At 64.3% G+C, this 16904-nt stretch carries 17 protein-coding genes and 1 pseudogene; 12 read left to right on the top strand and 6 right to left on the bottom strand.

What is annotated here, in order from left to right; translation table 11 throughout:
- Positions 1–348 (top strand): annotated as a pseudogene (locus B4L36_RS11220) (erythrose-4-phosphate dehydrogenase); the annotation flags it as partial.
- 70 nt (positions 349–418) lie between these two features.
- Here B4L36_RS11220 and B4L36_RS11215 read toward each other — a convergent pair.
- Together B4L36_RS11215 and B4L36_RS11210 are read right to left on the bottom strand one after the other, a co-directional pair.
- On the bottom strand, positions 419–1177 hold the full coding sequence (locus B4L36_RS11215) for an SDR family oxidoreductase (protein WP_292956958.1): 759 nt from the start codon (positions 1175–1177) through the stop codon (positions 419–421).
- 57 nt (positions 1178–1234) lie between these two features.
- Positions 1235–1492, bottom strand: coding sequence for an antibiotic ABC transporter (locus B4L36_RS11210; RefSeq protein ID WP_292956955.1), 258 nt, complete (start codon positions 1490–1492; stop codon positions 1235–1237).
- 216 nt (positions 1493–1708) lie between these two features.
- Here B4L36_RS11210 and pyrC point away from each other — a divergent pair, with 216 nt between their 5' ends.
- The 8 genes from pyrC to B4L36_RS11170 all read left to right on the top strand — a co-directional run bounded on the left by pyrC (position 1709) and on the right by B4L36_RS11170 (position 10647).
- Complete coding sequence (pyrC, locus tag B4L36_RS11205; protein WP_292956952.1) at positions 1709–2752, top strand: dihydroorotase; 1044 nt, start codon at positions 1709–1711, stop codon at positions 2750–2752.
- On the top strand, positions 2749–3420 hold the full coding sequence (locus tag B4L36_RS11200; RefSeq protein WP_292956949.1) for an orotate phosphoribosyltransferase: 672 nt from the start codon (positions 2749–2751) through the stop codon (positions 3418–3420). Before pyrC ends, B4L36_RS11200 begins: the two co-directional genes overlap by 4 nt.
- A gap of 100 nt (positions 3421–3520) precedes the next feature.
- Entirely contained in the window at positions 3521–5008 is a 1488-nt protein-coding gene (locus B4L36_RS11195) for a replicative DNA helicase (protein WP_292956946.1), read from the top strand.
- A gap of 69 nt (positions 5009–5077) precedes the next feature.
- Entirely contained in the window at positions 5078–6304 is a 1227-nt protein-coding gene (locus B4L36_RS11190) for a multidrug effflux MFS transporter (RefSeq protein ID WP_292956943.1), read from the top strand.
- A gap of 134 nt (positions 6305–6438) precedes the next feature.
- Positions 6439–7836, top strand: coding sequence for a helix-turn-helix domain-containing protein (locus tag B4L36_RS11185; RefSeq protein WP_292956940.1), 1398 nt, complete (start codon positions 6439–6441; stop codon positions 7834–7836).
- A gap of 187 nt (positions 7837–8023) precedes the next feature.
- Positions 8024–9325, top strand: coding sequence for a M23 family metallopeptidase (locus tag B4L36_RS11180; RefSeq protein ID WP_292956937.1), 1302 nt, complete (start codon positions 8024–8026; stop codon positions 9323–9325).
- Positions 9315–9824, top strand: coding sequence for a bactofilin family protein (locus B4L36_RS11175; protein ID WP_292956934.1), 510 nt, complete (start codon positions 9315–9317; stop codon positions 9822–9824). Before B4L36_RS11180 ends, B4L36_RS11175 begins: the two co-directional genes overlap by 11 nt.
- Before the next feature lie 97 nt (positions 9825–9921).
- A complete protein-coding gene (locus tag B4L36_RS11170; protein ID WP_292956931.1) occupies positions 9922–10647 on the top strand; it encodes an SDR family oxidoreductase in 726 nt (241 codons plus the stop codon).
- 209 nt (positions 10648–10856) lie between these two features.
- On the opposite strand, the gene coaD is transcribed toward B4L36_RS11170, so the two are convergent.
- The 3 genes from coaD to B4L36_RS11155 all read right to left on the bottom strand — a co-directional run bounded on the left by coaD (position 10857) and on the right by B4L36_RS11155 (position 12865).
- Entirely contained in the window at positions 10857–11348 is a 492-nt protein-coding gene (gene coaD / locus B4L36_RS11165) for a pantetheine-phosphate adenylyltransferase (protein WP_292957066.1), read from the bottom strand.
- 85 nt (positions 11349–11433) lie between these two features.
- Positions 11434–11895: a CBS domain-containing protein gene (locus B4L36_RS11160; RefSeq protein WP_292956928.1), complete on the bottom strand. Its 462-nt coding sequence runs from the start codon at positions 11893–11895 to the stop codon at positions 11434–11436.
- 58 nt (positions 11896–11953) lie between these two features.
- Complete coding sequence (locus B4L36_RS11155) at positions 11954–12865, bottom strand: LysR family transcriptional regulator (RefSeq protein WP_292956925.1); 912 nt, start codon at positions 12863–12865, stop codon at positions 11954–11956.
- 103 nt (positions 12866–12968) lie between these two features.
- On the opposite strand from B4L36_RS11155, the gene B4L36_RS11150 reads away from it, so the two are divergent.
- A complete protein-coding gene (locus B4L36_RS11150) occupies positions 12969–14468 on the top strand; it encodes a CoA-acylating methylmalonate-semialdehyde dehydrogenase (RefSeq protein ID WP_292956922.1) in 1500 nt (499 codons plus the stop codon).
- Between the two features lie 62 nt (positions 14469–14530).
- On the opposite strand, the gene B4L36_RS11145 is transcribed toward B4L36_RS11150, so the two are convergent.
- Positions 14531–15310 carry a VPLPA-CTERM sorting domain-containing protein gene (locus B4L36_RS11145; RefSeq protein WP_292956919.1) on the bottom strand — a complete coding sequence of 260 codons (780 nt, stop codon included), beginning with the start codon at positions 15308–15310 and terminating at the stop codon, positions 14531–14533.
- A gap of 139 nt (positions 15311–15449) precedes the next feature.
- Between B4L36_RS11145 and B4L36_RS11140 the strand changes: the two genes are divergently transcribed.
- Positions 15450–16622, top strand: coding sequence for a carboxylate-amine ligase (locus B4L36_RS11140; RefSeq protein ID WP_292956916.1), 1173 nt, complete (start codon positions 15450–15452; stop codon positions 16620–16622).
- Between the two features lie 40 nt (positions 16623–16662).
- The coding region (locus B4L36_RS11135) for an acyl-CoA dehydrogenase family protein (RefSeq protein ID WP_292956913.1) at positions 16663–16904 on the top strand (242 nt) is incomplete at its 3' end.

The following is a 16904-nucleotide window of genomic DNA, read 5'->3' as shown; positions in this document are numbered from 1 at the left end:
CTGCCGGAACTCAAGGGCCGTCTGGACGGTGTGGCGATCCGTGTGCCGACACCCAATGTCTCGGTCGTCGATCTGGTCTTCGAGGCCAAGCGCGAGACCAGCGTCGAGGAAATCAACCAGGCGATCAGGGCCGCCGCCGATGGATCGCTGGACGGTATTCTGGGCTATACCGAGGAAAAGCTCGTTTCGTCGGACTTCAACCACGATCCGCGTTCCTCGGTATTCCACATGGACCAGACCAAGGTCATGGAAGGCAAGCTGTGCCGCATTCTGACCTGGTATGACAATGAATGGGGCTTTTCGAACCGCATGTCCGATACGGCGGTCGCGATGGGCAGGCTGATCTGAAACCGGGACAGCCGGAAAAGTGCCGCGGCGGGGCTATGGCCCCGCCGTTTTCATCTGGTCCTTCAGGTCTTTATTCCAGATAGATCATCTTGCGTGTCATGCCGCCATCGACCACGAAGTGCTGACCGGTCACGAAGCCTGCCTCCTCGCTTGAGGCGAGGTAGGCGACCAGCGCCGCGATGTCCTGCGGCGTGCCGACGCGGCCGACCGGATGCTGTGCCTTGTCGCTCCGCGAATGATCCGGGTCGCTGCGCTCTGACCGCTTCTGCCAAGGGCCGGTCTCGATCCAGCCGGGCAGGATGCAGTTCGCGCGAATCTGCGGCCCCAGACTGATGGCCAGCGCATGGGTCAGCGCACAGAGTCCGCCCTTGGCTGCGGCATAGGCTTCGCAATCGGGTTCCGACTGCAAAGCCCGTGTCGAGGCGATGGTGACGATGGAACCGCGCGCCCGGCGCAACAGCGGCACGGCGCCGCGAATGCACAGGAACGCGCCGGTCAGATGGCTGTCCTGCCATTCTCGCCATTCCGACAGCGACAGATCCTCGACCGGCCCGCTGACAGGATCGGCGATACCCGCATTCGAGACCAGAAGATCCAGCCCTGCCCCGGCCAGCCAATCAGCCAGCGTCGCGAAACCCTGATGAACGGATGCCTCATCGGCCACATCCACGGGCAGCGCAAGACTGCCTGGAAGCGTGTCCGAGACCTCATCAACCGCCTCGGCGTCCTTGTCGAAGATCGCGACCTTCCAGTCGTTCTCGACCAGTCGGTCGGCGATGCCGCGGCCAATCCCCTGAGCCCCACCGGTAATCAGTGCTGTGCGTGTCATCCCTGTCCTCACCCTGGTCCGGCGGCAAAACACGCCAGGGGCCGAACCCGTTCCCGGTCAGCGCCGGCTGCGGGTCAGACGGCGCGAATTCGCGCGGGTGCGCTTGCCATAGGGGCGCAGGCCGGCGGAAAGAACGCGATCGGCGCTGGCTCCGCTGCCGGCGACGCGGACCATGGCAAAGATCGCCTCGGATGCCGCCGCCTGCTTCTCGGCGATCATGCGAAGCGGTTCGCCCGGCGACTGGACCATCAAGCCCATCATGCCCGCCATGCGCAACCCGATCACCGTCTGCGATTCGATGGAAAGCCGTGCCATCTGCGCCCAAAGGCGCATGGGATTGCCTGCTACCTGACCAATATTCAACGAATTCATGCCATCCCGTCCTGATTATTGCAGAATGTGCATAACACGCTGCTGAGTCAATGTGGGACGGGCGGGCGGCAAGGACAAGGCACTGTTTCAAGGCGACACCGCGAAATCGGATCGCGCATGCTTGGCAACCGTCTGCTGCCGTGTATAGAGGCAGGCATCATGACCGACAGCCTGACCCTCCGCCGCCCCGACGATTGGCACCTGCATCTGCGTGACGGCGCGATGCTGGACGCCGTGGCGCCCCATTCCGCCGGTTTCGGCCGCGCGATCATCATGCCGAATCTGGTGCCTCCGATCGTGACCGGTGCCGAGGCCGCCGCCTATCGCGACCGCATCCTGGCCGCGCTGCCCGAAGGCAGCGCGCTTCAGCCGCAGATGACATTGTATCTGACCGACACGACCGATCCGGCGGATGTGGTCGCCGCACATCGAGACGGGATCATCCGCGCGGTCAAGCTGTATCCGGCCGGGGCAACCACCAATTCCGCCAGCGGCGTGACCGACATGGCCCGGATCCGGCCGGTTCTGGACGCGATGGCCGAGGCGGGCATTCCGCTTTGCGTTCACGGCGAGGTCACCGACGCGGAGGTCGATATCTTCGACCGCGAGGCCGTCTTCATCGACCGCGTGCTGGATCCGATCCGTCGCGCCACCCCCGGCCTGACCGTCGTGATGGAGCATATCACCACCAGCGACGGCGTGGCCTATATCCGTGACGGCGGCCCCGGTCTGGGCGCCACGATCACCACGCATCATCTGGTCATCAACCGCAACGCCATCCTCGCAGGCGGCATTCGACCACATTATTACTGCCTGCCGGTGGCCAAACGCGAATCGCACCGCCTGGCGCTGCGCGAGGCCGCGACCAGTGGCGAGGGGCGGTTCTTCCTGGGCACCGACAGCGCGCCGCATCCCGACCGCGCCAAGCTGCAACCCTGCGGCTGCGCCGGCTGCTTTACCGCGCCCAACACGATGTCGATCCTGGCTCATGTCTTCGAGGAAGAAGACGCGCTGGACCGGCTGGAAGCCTTTGCCAGCCTTAACGGCGCCGCCTTCTATGGTCTGCCCGCCAACGAGGACCGCATCCGACTGGTCAAGCGCGATGTGCCGGCCCGATATCCGGCCACGATCACGGCGGGCAAAGAGACCGTGACGGTCTTCGATCCCTTCTTCACGCTGTTCTGGCACCTGGAGGATTCATGAGCCTGCCCTACCCCGCGCGCGAGGAAATCGCCCGGCTCTCGGCCCGGATGCTGCTGGAAATCAAGGCCGTCGATTTCAACGCCGAGACGCCGTTCACCTATGCCTCGGGGCTCAGGGGGCCGACCTATGTCGATTGCCGCCGGATCGTCAGCTTTCCGCGCGTGCGCCAGACGCTGCTGGATTTCATGGCCGCGACGGTGATGCGCGATGCCGGTTTCGAGGCTTTCGACAATATCGCGGGCGGCGAGACGGCAGGCATTCCCTTCGCCGCCATGATGGCCGAACGCATGGCCCTGCCGATGACCTATGTGCGCAAGAAGCCGAAGGGCTATGGCCGCAATGCCCGAATCGAGGGCGTGATGGAGGAGGGCCAGCGGGTGCTGCTGGTCGAGGACCTGACGACCGACGGCGGCAGCAAGCTGTCCTTTGTCGATGCCATCCGCGAAACCGGCGCAACCTGCGCGCACACGGCGGTGATCTTCTACTACGGTATCTTCCCCGAAACGACCCGGCGACTGGCCGATCACGGCGTCAGGCTGCACCATCTCTGCACCTGGTGGGACGTGCTGGCCGAGGCCCAGGCCGCGCAATCCTTCGACGACCGGACGCTTGCCGAGGTCCGCACCTTCCTGACCGATCCGCGCGGCTGGCAGGCGGCGAATGGCTGACGGGCCGGCTTATCCACAGCCTGTCCACAGGATATCCCGATAGCCGCGCCTGTCCCGATATGAGATAAACGCCCAAACAAGAATCGGCGGGGGCAGCGAGATGAACGGTTTGCGGGCGATCATTCCGGGGCAGGATTCGGCAGCCGAGGAAAAGGCCGCCATCCCCTATTCGCTGGAGGCCGAACAGCAATTGCTGGGCGCGCTTCTGACGAACAACGATGTCTTCGACCGGGTGACGCAGGTCATCAAGCCGGAACATTTCTATCACCCTGTCCATGCCCGCATCTTCGAGATTTGTTCCGAACGGATCCGCAAGAATGCGCTGGCCAGCCCGGTGACGATCAAGGCGTTCCTGGAAAACGACGAGGGGCTGAAGGAACTGGGGGGGCCGGCCTATCTGGCGCGCATGGCCAGCGCCGCGATCTCGGCCTATGCGGCGCGGGATTATGCGCAGATGATCCGCGAATTCGCGCTGCGGCGCGAACTGATCCAGTTGGGCCATGACATCTCGTCGCGCGCCTCGACGGTCGAGGTGGGCGACGATGCCGAGGAACAGATCAAGGTCGCCGAACAGACGCTGTATCAACTGGGCGAACAGGGTGTGGCGGAGCGCGGATTCCAGTCCTTCCTGAAGGCGGTGACGGGTGCGGTTCAGGTGGCCAATGCCGCCTATCAGCGGGACGGCAAGCTGTCCGGGATTTCGACCGGGCTCGTGGATCTGGACGGCAAGATGGGCGGTCTGAACAATTCCGACCTGATCATCATCGCCGGGCGTCCCTCGATGGGCAAAACCTCGCTGGCAACCAATATCGCCTTCAACATCGCCCGCGCGCACAAGCAGGGCGAACGCGCCGACGGCACCCATGGCACGATCGAGGGCGGCGTGGTCGGCTTTTTCAGCCTCGAGATGTCGGCCGAGCAACTGGCCGCACGGATCCTGTCCGAAGCCGCCGAGGTGCCCAGCGAAAGAATCCGGTCGGGCAATATGGACGAGGGCGAGTTCCGCCGTTTCGTCGAGGCTGCCCATGCGCTTCAGAACTGCCCGCTTTACATCGACGACACCCCCGCCCTGCCGATCAACCAGCTTGCCGCCCGCGCGCGCAAGCTGAAGCGGGTGCATGGCCTGGATGTGCTGATGGTGGATTATCTGCAGCTTCTGAAAGCCGCATCCGCCAAGGACAGCCGCGTCAACGAGGTCAGCGAGATCACGCAGGGGCTGAAGGCCGTCGCCAAGGAATTGAACATCCCCGTCATCGCCCTGTCGCAGCTGTCGCGTCAGGTCGAGAATCGCGAGGACAAGCGCCCGCAGCTTTCCGACCTGCGCGAATCAGGGTCCATCGAACAGGACGCCGATATCGTGATGTTCGTGTTCCGCGAGGAATATTATCGCGAACGTGAAAAACCCTCGGACAGCGATCTGGATGCGATGGCGAAGTGGCAACAGATCATGGAACAGGTCCATGGCAAGGCCGAGGTAATTCTGGGCAAGCAGCGCCACGGCCCCATCGGCACGGTCGAACTGTCCTTCGAGGGCCAGTTCACGCGTTTTGGCAACCTGGCGAAGGACCGTCAGAGCCAATGGGACTGAACCCGCCCGTTCCGGTCACGCGGCAGGTCTGCTTGCCGCTGACCTGTTCGGGCGCGTGGTTCGTGTTCCATGACCGGAACTGATCGCGGCAAACGGACTGCGCCGCATATCCTGACGCTGATCGCGCTGTCGGGCGTCGCCGCGCTGTCGATGAACGTGTTCCTGCCCTCGCTTCCCGGCATGGCACGGGACTTCGGCGTGGATTATGCGGTCATGCAGCTTTCGGTTTCGGCCTATATCGGGGCCAGCGCGGTGCTGCAATTGCTGGCCGGGCCGGTCAGCGACCGCTATGGCCGACGACCGGTCGTGCTGGTGGGCCTCGTGATCTTCCTGCTTGCCACGCTTGGAACGCTGACGGCACGCGATGCGGGGCTGTTCCTGCTGTTCCGGCTGATCCAGTCTGCAATCGCCGTCTGCATGCTGGTCCCGCGCGCCGTCGTGCGCGACATGTTCGATGGCAACCGCGCGGCCTCGATGATCGGCTATGTCACGATGGGCATGTCGGTGGTGCCGATGATCGCGCCGGTAATCGGCGGGGTTCTGGACGAGGCCTTCGGCTGGCGCGCGAATTTCGCCGTCATGGGCCTGCTGGGACTGGTGGTTCTTGCCGTCGCCTGGCGTGATCTGGGCGAGACCGTGCGCGGCGGCGGCATCCCCTTGCGCGAACAGGTCGCCAATTACCCTGTGCTGGCGCGGTCCGTTCGCTTCTGGGGTTATTGCGGGGCGGCGACCATGGCGTCCGGCAGTTTCTTCGCCTATCTGGGCGGCGCGCCCTTCGTGGGCGGGCAGGTCTTCGGCCTGAGCCCGGCGGAAGTGGGTTACTTCTTCGCCGCGCCCTCGATCGGATACCTGACGGGCAATTTCCTGTCTGGCCGCTTCTCGGCGATGCTGGGTCTGAACAGAATGATCCTTTACGGCACGGCGATCAGCCTCGCGGCTTTGTTCCTGTCGCTGATCACGACGCTGACGGGCCTGACGAATCCCTGGACATTTTTCGGAGCGATTGCCGTCATGGGGCTGGGCAACGGCCTGGTTCTGCCCAACGCCAATGCCGGCATGATGAGCGTCCGCCCGGAACTGGCCGGCACCGCCAGCGGTCTGGGCGGGGCGCTGGCCGTCGCCGGAGGCGCCGCCCTCTCGGCCCTGGCCGGGGCGCTGTTGCAGCCCGGCTCAGGCGCCACGCCGCTGCTGACCATCATGGTGATGTCGGCGGCGGGCTCGCTGGCCTCGATCCTGTGGGTGCTGCGGCGCGAAAGACGCTTGGGGACGATCCGGCACACCACAACCGGATCTTAATCCTTCTGGTCCATGGTGCGGCCATGTCGAACCTCGCCCGATCCTTTCCGCCAGCCCGCCCCGCACCGTCGCGGGCGCTTGCCGGGCGCCCTTTGCAAAGGCTACAGCCTGCTTTGCAAAGAACGGGGGCGATCATGGCGGTTCAGAAAATCTATGCGGGTACATCCCTGCGCGAAACCCGCGCCCGGTCAGGGTTGACCCAGCGGGTCTTCGCGGAACGGCTGGGGATCTCGTTGCCCTATCTGTCGCAGATGGAGAACAATCACCGTCCGATCTCGGCCGGGGTGCTGCTGCGGCTGGCACAGGAATTCGGCGTCGATCTGACCACGCTTTCGGCGGGCGATGCGGAACGCATGGTCATCGACATGCAGGAGGCCCTGGCCGATCCGATCTTCGACACCGCGCCGCCGCTGAATGATCTGCGTCTGGCCGCGACGAACGCGCCCAGTCTGGCGCGCGCCTTTCTGGACCTCTACCGCGCCCACCGGCAGGGACAAGAGCGGCTGGCCGCCCTGGACGAGGCGATCGGCGCGGCCGGGCAGAATGCGCTTTCGACCCCGTGGGAGGAGGTCCGCGACTTTTTCCACTATTGCGACAATTACATCGACGCGGTGGACCGTGCGGCCGAACGGTTCGCCTGCCCCGACGGCGTGCGGGCCGATCCATGGCAGGCGGCGGTCTCGGCCCTGGCAAAATCGGGCATCCGCATCCGCGAGATGGAATTGCCCGCCAATGCCGTGTTCCGGCGCAGCGGCAACGAGATTCACCTCAATGCCGCAGCCGAATCCGCCACCCGCGTCTTCCAGCTTCTGCACCTGGTGGCGGTGGAACGCCAATCCGACCTGCTGGAGGCAATGCTGGATCTGGCCCGTTTCCGTGACCCCGCCGCGCGAGAGATCGCCCGCGTCGGGATGGCCAACTACTTTGCCGGCGCCGCTCTGATGCCCTACCGCGCCTTCCTGGCGGCCGCGCAGGCGGAACGGCACGATCTGGAGCGGCTGGCGCATCTTTTCGGCGCCTCGCTGGAACAGGTCGCACATCGCCTGTCAACCCTGCAGCGGCCCGGCGCGAAAGGCGTGCCATTCTTCTTCGTCAGGGTCGATCAGGCGGGCACGATCACCAAACGTCATTCCGCCACGCGCCTGCAATTCGCGCGTTTCGGCGGCGCATGTCCGCTGTGGAACGTCCACCGCGCCTTTGAACAGCCCCGGCATTTCCTGCGGCAACTGGCCGAAACACCCGACGGCGTCCGCTATCTGCTTCTGGCGCGCGACGTGTCGAAACATGCGGGCGCCTTCGATGCCCCTGTGCGCCGCTTTGCCATCGGCCTGGGCTGCGAGATCGGTCACGCGGGCAAGCTCGTCTATGGCGACGGCCTGGATCTGTCCCGCCCGCGGGCGTTCGAGCCGATCGGCATCTCGTGCCGGATTTGTCCGCGCAGGGATTGTCACCAGCGCTCGGTTCCGCCGATCGATCGGCCCCTGCGCATACCAACCGACCGAAACGGGCCGCTTCCCTATGAAATTGCGTGAAGACTTTGGCGAATGGCTGCCGGTTTCGGCGGAATCCCGCCCGCAAAGGCATGTATCCGCGCATCTGCAACGGGCCCGGCGGATGACCTGTTGCCATCAGGGCACAGGTCTTGTTTACCGACCTCCGAATGGAACCAAAGCGATCCGGCCAGACTGGAAACAGGGTCGCGGGACCGGGGGACTGGACTTGTCGAAGAAGTTGCTGAATGGCCTGAACGCCTCACTTGAACGTCTTCTGCCCGAACAGCGTCTGTTCCTTCGATCCGATGACAGCACCCGCTTCCTGCGCCTGCGCCCCGTGACCCAGCTTGTCGGAATCGGCGGGGTGACACTGGGCCTTGGCTGGATGCTGGTGGCAAGTTCGATCCTCGTGATCGATGCGGTCAGTTCCGGATCCTCGCGCGAACAGATGCTGCGTGTCCAGGCCGCGTTCGAGGAACGCCTGGATCAGCTGTCTGCGGAACGCGATGCCCGTGCGGCCGAGGCGGTGGCGGCGCAGAGCCGCTTTTCGGTGGCGCTGGATCAGGTTTCGCAGATGCAGTCACAGCTTCTGGCATCGGAAGAAAAACGGCGAGAGCTGCAAAGCGGTCTGACCACCGTGCAATCGACCCTGCGTGACGCGATCGGCGAGCGCGACGGATCCCTGCATGCCGCCGGCGCCGCCGACAGCCCGTCCGGCGATGCGGACCGAAGCAAGGATGTCACCGTCGCGCTGGACATCCTGTCGGGCGAGCTTCGCGACACCGCACAGGCACGGACCAAGGCCCAGAAGGACGCGGCCGAAGCGCGCGGCGAGGCCGAAAGAATGGCCGCCGAACGCGACGCGATCGTGGCCCGAAACGACGAAATCCTGGCCCAGGTCGAGGATGCCATGTCGGTTTCGGTCGAACCGCTGGACAAGGTTTTCCGCGCGATCGGGGTGGACCCCGATGACATGCTGTCGGAAATTCGCAAGGGCTATTCCGGCCAGGGCGGTCCGCTGACGCCGATGTCCTACTCGACCCGCGGCGACGCGGCGCTGCGCCAGGGCGAGACCAAGGCGAACCAGATCCTCGTGACGCTGGACCAGATCAACACCTATCGCATTGCGATGGAAAAGCTTCCTTTCGCGACGCCGCTGAAGGCCTCTTACCGGCTCACTTCGAGCTTCGGTCGTCGCTGGGGGCGGATGCATAATGCGTTGGACATGGCCAGCCCGACCGGCACCAAGGTCTATGCGCCCGGCGACGGTGTCGTGATATTCGCCGGCCGGCAGGGGGCATATGGCAACCTGATCAAGATCGAACACGAACTGGGCGTCGAGACACGCTATGCCCATCTGTCGAAAATTGGCGTGAAGGTTGGGCAAAGGGTGTCGCAAGGCGACCCGATCGGTGATATTGGCAGCACCGGACGCTCGACCGGGCCGCATCTTCATTACGAAGTGCGCATGAAAGGCCGGGCGGTGGACCCGATGAGTTTCATCAAGGCAGCAAGCAATGTTCAGTAAGACCCGCGTGACCGAAAACCGTCCTCAACAGAATGCCGCCGCCGCAGGCGACGAGCCCGTCAAAGCCCCCGCCCCGGCGCAGGAACAGCGTGCCTCGGGTGGCGAGACCGCGGCGACCCCGCAGCCCCCGCGCAAGCAGGCAAGCCCGTCGGTCCTGTCCTCGGACCTGATCGTAACCGGCAATATCCGCACCGACGGCGATATCCAGATCGAAGGCAAGGTCGAAGGCGACGTGCGCGCCCGCCAGTTGACGGTGGGCGAAACCGCTACGATCAACGGCGAGATCATGGGCGACGAAATCATCGTGAACGGTCGCGTGGTCGGCCGGGTGCGCGGGCTGAAGGTCCGGCTTTCGGCCGCGGCCCGGGTCGAGGGCGACATCATCCACAAGACCATCGCCATCGAATCGGGTGCGCATTTCGAAGGCTCGGTCCAGCGTCAGGACGATCCCCTGGCCGATGGCGCGACCAAGAAACTGGCCCCGCCCGCAGGCAATTGAAGACCGCCGGCACGGCTTTTGTGATTGGCCTGCGTGACCGGCCGTTTCGCCACCCCGCGCCCGGCCTGACGCGGAACCGGCGCCGTTCTCGGCAGCCATGACGGGTCCGCGCACCATCCTGATCACCGGCGCTGGCAGCGGGATCGGCCGGGCCACTGCGCGGCATTTCCTGCGCGCGGGTTGGCGCACGGGTCTGATCGGACGTCGGCGTGCGGCGCTGGAAGACACGTCCGAAGACGCGGCCAATGCGCTGATCCTGCCCTGCGATGTCAGCGCGGAAGCAGAGGTCCGGCAGACATTCGATCGGGCCATGGCGGCCTGGGGTCGGCTGGACGTCCTGTTCAACAATGCCGGACAGGCGCTGGCGGCGGCCCTGCCCGATGCGGTTTCGGCCAGCGACTTTCGCCGCATCATCGACGTCAACGTGACCGGCATGTTCCTGTGCGCAAGCGCCGCTTTTCGCATCATGCGCGATCAGGACCCGCAAGGCGGACGGATCATCAACAACGGGTCGATCTCGGCCCATGCGCCACGTCCGGGTTCGATCGCCTATACGACCTCCAAACATGCCGTGACCGGCCTGACGAAATCGCTGTCGCTGGACGGACGGCCCTTCGACATCGCTTGCGGCCAGATCGACATCGGCAATGCGGCCAGCGAATTGCTGGCCCAGGTCAGCCGGCGTCAGGCCGAGCCCGAACCGATGATCGATGTCGCCACCGTGGCTGATGCGGTGCTGCACATGGCCTCGGTTCCGGATGGTGCCAACGTTCAGTTCATGACCGTGATGGCCACCAGGATGCCCTTCATCGGACGCGGCTGATCGAGACTGACAGCGGCGTCCGCGGGGGCTGCCGCAACCATGCCGGCCGCGGCCGGTCGTCGGGGCGGTCTGGCGCGGGGTCAGGCAGGGGCCGGCTTGGCGGCATGGGGATCGGTTGAGGATCGGGATCGTCCGAGCGGGTCAATGCAATCTCCCTTCCAGTGCGCCCAGGCAAGGCGCGGATACGCGGCGCCGGACAACATGGCAGATCACTCGAACCGCGCGACCAGCGCCTGCGCCACCCGCGGGGTCACGAACTTCGAGATATCACCGCCCAGTCGTGCGATTTCCTTGACCAGTTTCGATGCGATCGCCTGACGGCGGGCGTCAGCCATCAGGAACACGGTCTCGATACTGGCATCCAGTGCACGATTCATGCCGACCATCTGGAATTCGTATTCGAAATCGGCAACGGCGCGCAGCCCCCGCACAATGACGGTGGCACCGACATCGCGGGCGCAATCGATCAGCAGATTATCGAACGGATGAACCAGGATTTCGCCGCCGGTGCGCGCGGCGATCTCGTCACATTCGGCGCGCACCATATCGACCCGCGCTTGCAGATCGAACAACGGCGCCTTGTCGCGGTTGATCGCCACCCCGATCACCAGCCGATCGACCAGAGCCATCGCACGCTGGATGATATCGACATGGCCAAGCGTGATCGGATCGAATGTACCGGGATAAAGGCCTATGCGCATCATCCGCTGTCCCCGTTGAAGATAGCCGTCAGCCAAAGCCCATTTTTCACCGAAAGGCAAGTATTTGCCAGAATTTCGCGGCGCGTCAGCTGCCCATGATCATGCCGGTCAGCGCGTCCTTTTCCGCCGCCAGTTCCTTCAGGCGGCCGCTGACCGCATCGCCGATCGAAATGAGCCCCAGCATGTGTCCGGAATCGTCCACCACCGGCAAATGGCGAAACCGCCCCTGGGTCATGCGTTCAAGGATGGTCAGCGCGTCTTCGCCCGTGGTGCAGGTCTGGACGGCGCGGGTCATCACCTTGCCCAGCGGCGTGTCCAGAACGCCGGACCCGTGCGCGCCCAATTGCCGCACCACGTCGCGTTCGGACAGGATGCCTTCCGGTGTGCGGCCATCGCTGGACACGACCACCGCGCCGATGCGCTGGTCGGCCAGAAGCTTCACGGCTTCCGCCAAAGTCGCCTCGGGCTTGATGGTGATGATCGTTCCGGCCTCGATCCCGGCCTTGCCGGAATCGCTTTTCATCGACAGCAATTGTCTGACCAGCATCGCAAATCCCCTTCTCACCGCGTGGTTGATTTCATCTTTCGCCTCACCGGGCCCTGCGTCAAGCCCGACGATCGCGGTCCGCGGGAAGCCGCGCCTCCAGCCGCGCCACTTCGGCACGCAATCCCTGGGACAGCATCTCGGCAAGGCGCGTCAGGCGGCGCGACCGGCGATCGTCCGCGTGGCGGATCAGCCAGAAGCTGCGCCGCAGCGCGATGCGCTGTGGCAGCACGATGCGGACGCCCGGCGCGAAGGGCAGCGCGAAATCGTGAACGATGCCAAGTCCCGCGCCGGCCCGGATCGCCTGCATTTGAACCGAAACCGAATTCGAGGTGATCGCGGCACTGTCGGCCCCCGTCTCGGAAAGGTAATCCAGTTCGCGGTCGAAGATCATGTCGGGGATGTAGCCGATCAGGCGATGCCGGTGCAGATCGGCAAGTTCGGCGATCGGCGGATGGGCGCGCAGGTAATCATCATGTCCGGCCAGGTGCAGTTGGTAATCGACCAGCCGCTGCACGCTTAGCCGTCCGGTGTCGGGGGGCGAGACGGCGATGGCCATGTCGGCCTCGCGCCGGGACAGGTTCACCACACGGGGCAGCGCGACGATCTGGATCTCGAGCCCCGGATGCACCGCGCAGATATCGCGCAGGACCTGTGGCAGCAGGTAATTCGCACAGCCGTCGGGCGCGCCGATCCGCAACTGCCCGCTGATGCCGGCTTCGCCATGGGTGGCCTCGGCCGCAGCCAGCGCTGCCTTTTCCGCCGCCTCGGCGGGGGCGACCAGACGCGCGCCCTCGGCCGTCATCGCATAGCCCTGCGGGGTCTTGGCAAACAATGTCGCGCCGACGGCCCGTTCCAGCCGCGCGATCCTGCGGCCGATTGTCGAAGCATCCATCCCCAGGCGGCGCCCCGCACCCGACAGGCTTTCGGTTCTGGACACGGACAGAAAGATGCGCAGGTCGTCCCAGTCCATTCGATTAATCCTTGCGAAAACGCAAAACGCTTTTGCCATCATGCCCCTTTTCCCGGCATTTCCGCAAGGCTATCCTGACCGCAAGTCATGAATGGAGGATGCGATGAAAGAGATTCACCACTGGATCGACGGCAAGGAGGCGGAAGGTGGCTCAGGCCGTTTCGCGGATGTGTTCAACCCGGCCACCGGCGAGGTTCAGGCCAAGGTGGCGCTGGCCAGAAAGGACGAACTGGATGCCGCCGTAGCCAGCGCCGCCAAGGCCCAGCTTGGCTGGGGCGCGACCAATCCGCAGCGTCGCGCGCGGGTGATGATGAAATTCGTCGACCTGCTGAATCGCGACATGGACAAGCTGGCCGAGGCATTGTCGGCCGAGCACGGCAAGACCTTTCCCGATGCCAAGGGCGACGTGCAGCGCGGGCTGGAGGTGATCGAATTCTGCATCGGCGCGCCGCATCTGCTGAAGGGCGAATATACGGACAGCGCCGGGACAGGCATCGACATGTATTCCATGCGTCAGCCGCTGGGCGTCGTCGCGGGCATCACGCCGTTCAACTTTCCGGCGATGATTCCGCTGTGGAAGATGGGGCCGGCACTGGCGGCGGGCAACGCGATGATCCTGAAACCGTCCGAGCGTGACCCCTCGGTCCCGCTGATGCTGGCTGCGCTGCTGAAAGAGGCGGGACTGCCCGACGGCGTGTTGCAGGTCGTCAACGGCGACAAGGAAAGCGTGGATGCGATCCTCGACAATCCCGTCATCCAGGCGGTGGGATTCGTCGGCTCTACCCCGATCGCGCAATATATCTATGAACGCGCGACGGCCAACGGCAAGCGGGCGCAATGTTTCGGCGGTGCCAAGAACCACATGATCATCATGCCGGATGCCGATCTGGATCAGGCGGCCGATGCGCTGGTCGGTGCAGGCTTCGGCGCGGCAGGCGAACGCTGCATGGCGATTTCGGTCGCGGTGCCGGTGGGCGAGGAAACCGCCGATGCGCTGATCGAAAAGCTGGTGCCGCGGATCGAGAAGCTGAAGGTCGGCCCCTACACCGCCGGCGATGATGTGGATTACGGCCCCGTCGTGACCAAGGCCGCGATGGAGAACATCCGGCGGCTGGTCCAGACCGGCATCGATCAGGGCGCCGAACTGGTTGTCGATGGCCGTGACTTCGCGCTGCAGGGTTATGAAGACGGCTTTTTCGTCGGTCCGCACCTGTTCGACCGCGTGACGCCGGACATGGACATCTACCGGACCGAGATTTTCGGCCCGGTCCTGTCCACCGTCCGCGCCGGGTCCTATGAAGAGGCCATCGGCCTTGCCATGGACCACGAATATGGCAACGGCACGGCGATCTTCACCCGCGACGGCGACACGGCACGCGATTTCGCCAACCGGATCAATATCGGCATGGTGGGGATCAACGTCCCGATCCCGGTGCCGCTGGCCTATCACACTTTCGGCGGATGGAAGAAATCGGGCTTCGGAGACCTGAACCAGCACGGCCCCGATGCCTTCCGCTTCTACACCCGGACCAAAACGGTCACAGCGCGCTGGCCGTCGGGAATCAAGGAAGGCGGAGAGTTCAATTTCAAGGCGATGGATTGACGAGAAAAGGCGGCTGCGCGAACGCGGCCGCCTTTTTCTTCAAATCTTGCAAGTCCCGCCGATCAGGCCTTCTTGCGTCTGCGCAGCGCGGCGAATCCGCCCAGGCCACCCATGAGCAGCAGCGCCGAGGCCGGCAGAGGCACAGGCGCCAGTTTCGGGATCCCGTAGAGATTGGCATGAGACAATCCGCTGCCCTGTTTGGGCGTGATCACGAAGTCGAAGATACCGTCTGTCGAAATCTTGAAGGCGGCCCAGGACAGCGAGGTCTTGTTGCCGATCTTCAGTGCCAGGATCAGGCCGCTATAGGGCGACACATCTCCGACCGTGACCTTTCCGACCACGGATTGACCAACGGTGGAACTGCCGTTCGAGGTGACGCCGCCATCCTTCGCACCGCCCGACTCGCTGGTATTGTCGAGGAAAGTCAGTCCGGTGATGACCGGACCGCTCACCAGCGTGAAGGTATTTTTGCCGGTGGTCTGACCGTTCAGGATCGGATCCTGTTTCACATTGCCGTTGATGTTGCCCGAGCCGTAGGCATAGCATTCGACGGTCGCGGAACCCGACGTCACGGTGACGGTCTTGGTGTCACCCGTCGCTGGGCCGCAAGTCGCAGCCGAGGCGCCGGACGCCGCCACGGCCATGAAGGCCCCCACGGCGGCTTCTTTCCAATATTTCAACTGAACCTCTCCATCGGAAAAACACATGTTCTTTTCGTTTACCGCGTGTCGGGCACCTTGTCGACATGATTGCATCGATCCAGGCACAACCCAGAGGCGACGGAAATACAGTACAAACGCCCAGGATTGCAGGATTTTCCAGTCGAAGAATGAACCGGACACTTGGCTGCTGAAATCGAATGATCTTTCGTGCGAATGTACAGGTGAATCGGAACCGGCACAGTCGGAAATTCACGAAAACGTGATGCTCCTTCATGCCGGCGATCGACCATTCTGCAAACGATGCGAGCGCAACCACGTCATGGAAGAACCCGAATTCAGCCTGGGCATCGAGGAAGAATATCTGCTGGTTGATGCCGAATCGGGCGAACTGGCACAGGCGCCCGATGCCCTGATGCAAGCCTGCAAGACCGAACTGGACGATCAGGTCAGCCCCGAATTCCTGCGCTGCCAGATCGAGGTCGGCACACCGGTCTGCGCCAATATCGGCGACGCCCGCACCCATCTGCGCCATCTGCGCGCCACGATCGCGCGGCAGGCGGCACAATTCGGCCTGGCTCCGATCTCGGTCGGCTGCCATCCTTTCGGCAACTGGCGCGACCAGCATCACACTGACAAGGACCGCTATCACCAATTGTCGCGCGACATGGCCGGGGTGGCGCGGCGAATGCTGATCTGCGGGATGCATGTCCATGTCGGCCTGGACGACAAGGCACAGCGGATCGACCTGATGAACCAGTTGTCCTATTTCCTGCCGCATCTTCTGGCGCTGTCGGCGTCCAGCCCGTTCTGGCAGGGTGTGGACAGCGGCCTCGCATCCTATCGCACGACGGTCTTCGGGGACATGCCGCGCACCGGTCTGCCGCCGAGGCTGAGCAGTTGGGACCAGTTCGATCGCTCGGTCGGATTGTTGATCGAACTGGGCATCGTCGAGGATGCCAGCAAGATCTGGTGGGATCTGCGCCCCTCTGCCAGTTTTCCGACGCTGGAGACGCGGATCTGCGATGCCTGTCCGCGTCTGGACGACACGATCACGCTTGCGGCGCTGATCCAGGCGACGGTGCGAATGCTGTGGCGTCTGGCGCGCGGCAACACCCGCTGGCGCGAATATGACACCTTCCTGCTGGGCGAGAACCGCTGGCGCGCCGTGCGCTATGGCATCTCTGGTGGGATGATCGACTTCGGTGAGGGCAGGATATTGCCGTTTCCGGATCTGGCCGAGGATTGGCTGGCTTTGATCGCTGAGGACGCCGAGGCATTGGGCGGTCAGCCCGCCACCGCGCACCTGCGCGAAATGGCGACGCAGCCCGGCTCGGCGGATCGTCAGCGCACGGTGCTGTCGCGGGCCATGGCCGCCGGGGCCACCCGCGATCAGGCCCTGTGCGAAGTCGTGCGCCATCTCATCGATGAATTCCGACATGATTTGCAGGCAGGGGACGCGGACTTGAACGAAAACGGAAATTCCTGCAATTAAACGGACGTTCAATTCAACCGCTCCGGGGAGGGAGGCAGCCATGGATTTCGCCTTGAGCGAGGAACAGCAGGCCATTTTCGATATGGCCCGCGACTTCGGCCAGCGCCGCATCGCCCCTCATGCGCGCGAATGGGAGGCCGCAGGAACCATCCCGCGCGACCTGTGGACCGAGATCGCGCAGCTTGGCTTCGGCGGGCTTTATGTCGGCGAGGAACATGGTGGTTCAGGACTTGGCCGGCTGGACGCGACGCTGGTCTTCGAGGCGCTGGCCATGGCCGATCC

This window comes from Paracoccus sp. UBA889, assembly GCA_002294185.1.
Taxonomy (GTDB): domain Bacteria; phylum Pseudomonadota; class Alphaproteobacteria; order Rhodobacterales; family Rhodobacteraceae; genus Paracoccus.
The sequence above is the reverse complement of the archived record's forward strand: the minus strand, read 5'-3'. Positions and strand labels throughout refer to the sequence as shown.

Coding starts and splice junctions, on each gene's coding strand:
- B4L36_RS11185 (WP_292956940.1), top strand. CDS start 6,439: ATGGCGGTTCAGAAAATCTATGCGGGTACATCCCTGCGCGAAACCCGC.
- B4L36_RS11215 (WP_292956958.1), bottom strand. CDS start 1,177: ATGACACGCACAGCACTGATTACCGGTGGGGCTCAGGGGATTGGCCGC.
- coaD (WP_292957066.1), bottom strand. CDS start 11,348: ATGCGCATAGGCCTTTATCCCGGTACATTCGATCCGATCACGCTTGGC.
- B4L36_RS11150 (WP_292956922.1), top strand. CDS start 12,969: ATGAAAGAGATTCACCACTGGATCGACGGCAAGGAGGCGGAAGGTGGC.
- B4L36_RS11190 (WP_292956943.1), top strand. CDS start 5,078: ATGACCGGAACTGATCGCGGCAAACGGACTGCGCCGCATATCCTGACG.
- pyrC (WP_292956952.1), top strand. CDS start 1,709: ATGACCGACAGCCTGACCCTCCGCCGCCCCGACGATTGGCACCTGCAT.
- B4L36_RS11140 (WP_292956916.1), top strand. CDS start 15,450: ATGGAAGAACCCGAATTCAGCCTGGGCATCGAGGAAGAATATCTGCTG.
- B4L36_RS11160 (WP_292956928.1), bottom strand. CDS start 11,895: ATGCTGGTCAGACAATTGCTGTCGATGAAAAGCGATTCCGGCAAGGCC.
- B4L36_RS11210 (WP_292956955.1), bottom strand. CDS start 1,492: ATGGCACGGCTTTCCATCGAATCGCAGACGGTGATCGGGTTGCGCATG.
- B4L36_RS11200 (WP_292956949.1), top strand. CDS start 2,749: ATGAGCCTGCCCTACCCCGCGCGCGAGGAAATCGCCCGGCTCTCGGCC.
- B4L36_RS11155 (WP_292956925.1), bottom strand. CDS start 12,865: ATGGACTGGGACGACCTGCGCATCTTTCTGTCCGTGTCCAGAACCGAA.
- B4L36_RS11195 (WP_292956946.1), top strand. CDS start 3,521: ATGAACGGTTTGCGGGCGATCATTCCGGGGCAGGATTCGGCAGCCGAG.
- B4L36_RS11170 (WP_292956931.1), top strand. CDS start 9,922: ATGACGGGTCCGCGCACCATCCTGATCACCGGCGCTGGCAGCGGGATC.
- B4L36_RS11175 (WP_292956934.1), top strand. CDS start 9,315: ATGTTCAGTAAGACCCGCGTGACCGAAAACCGTCCTCAACAGAATGCC.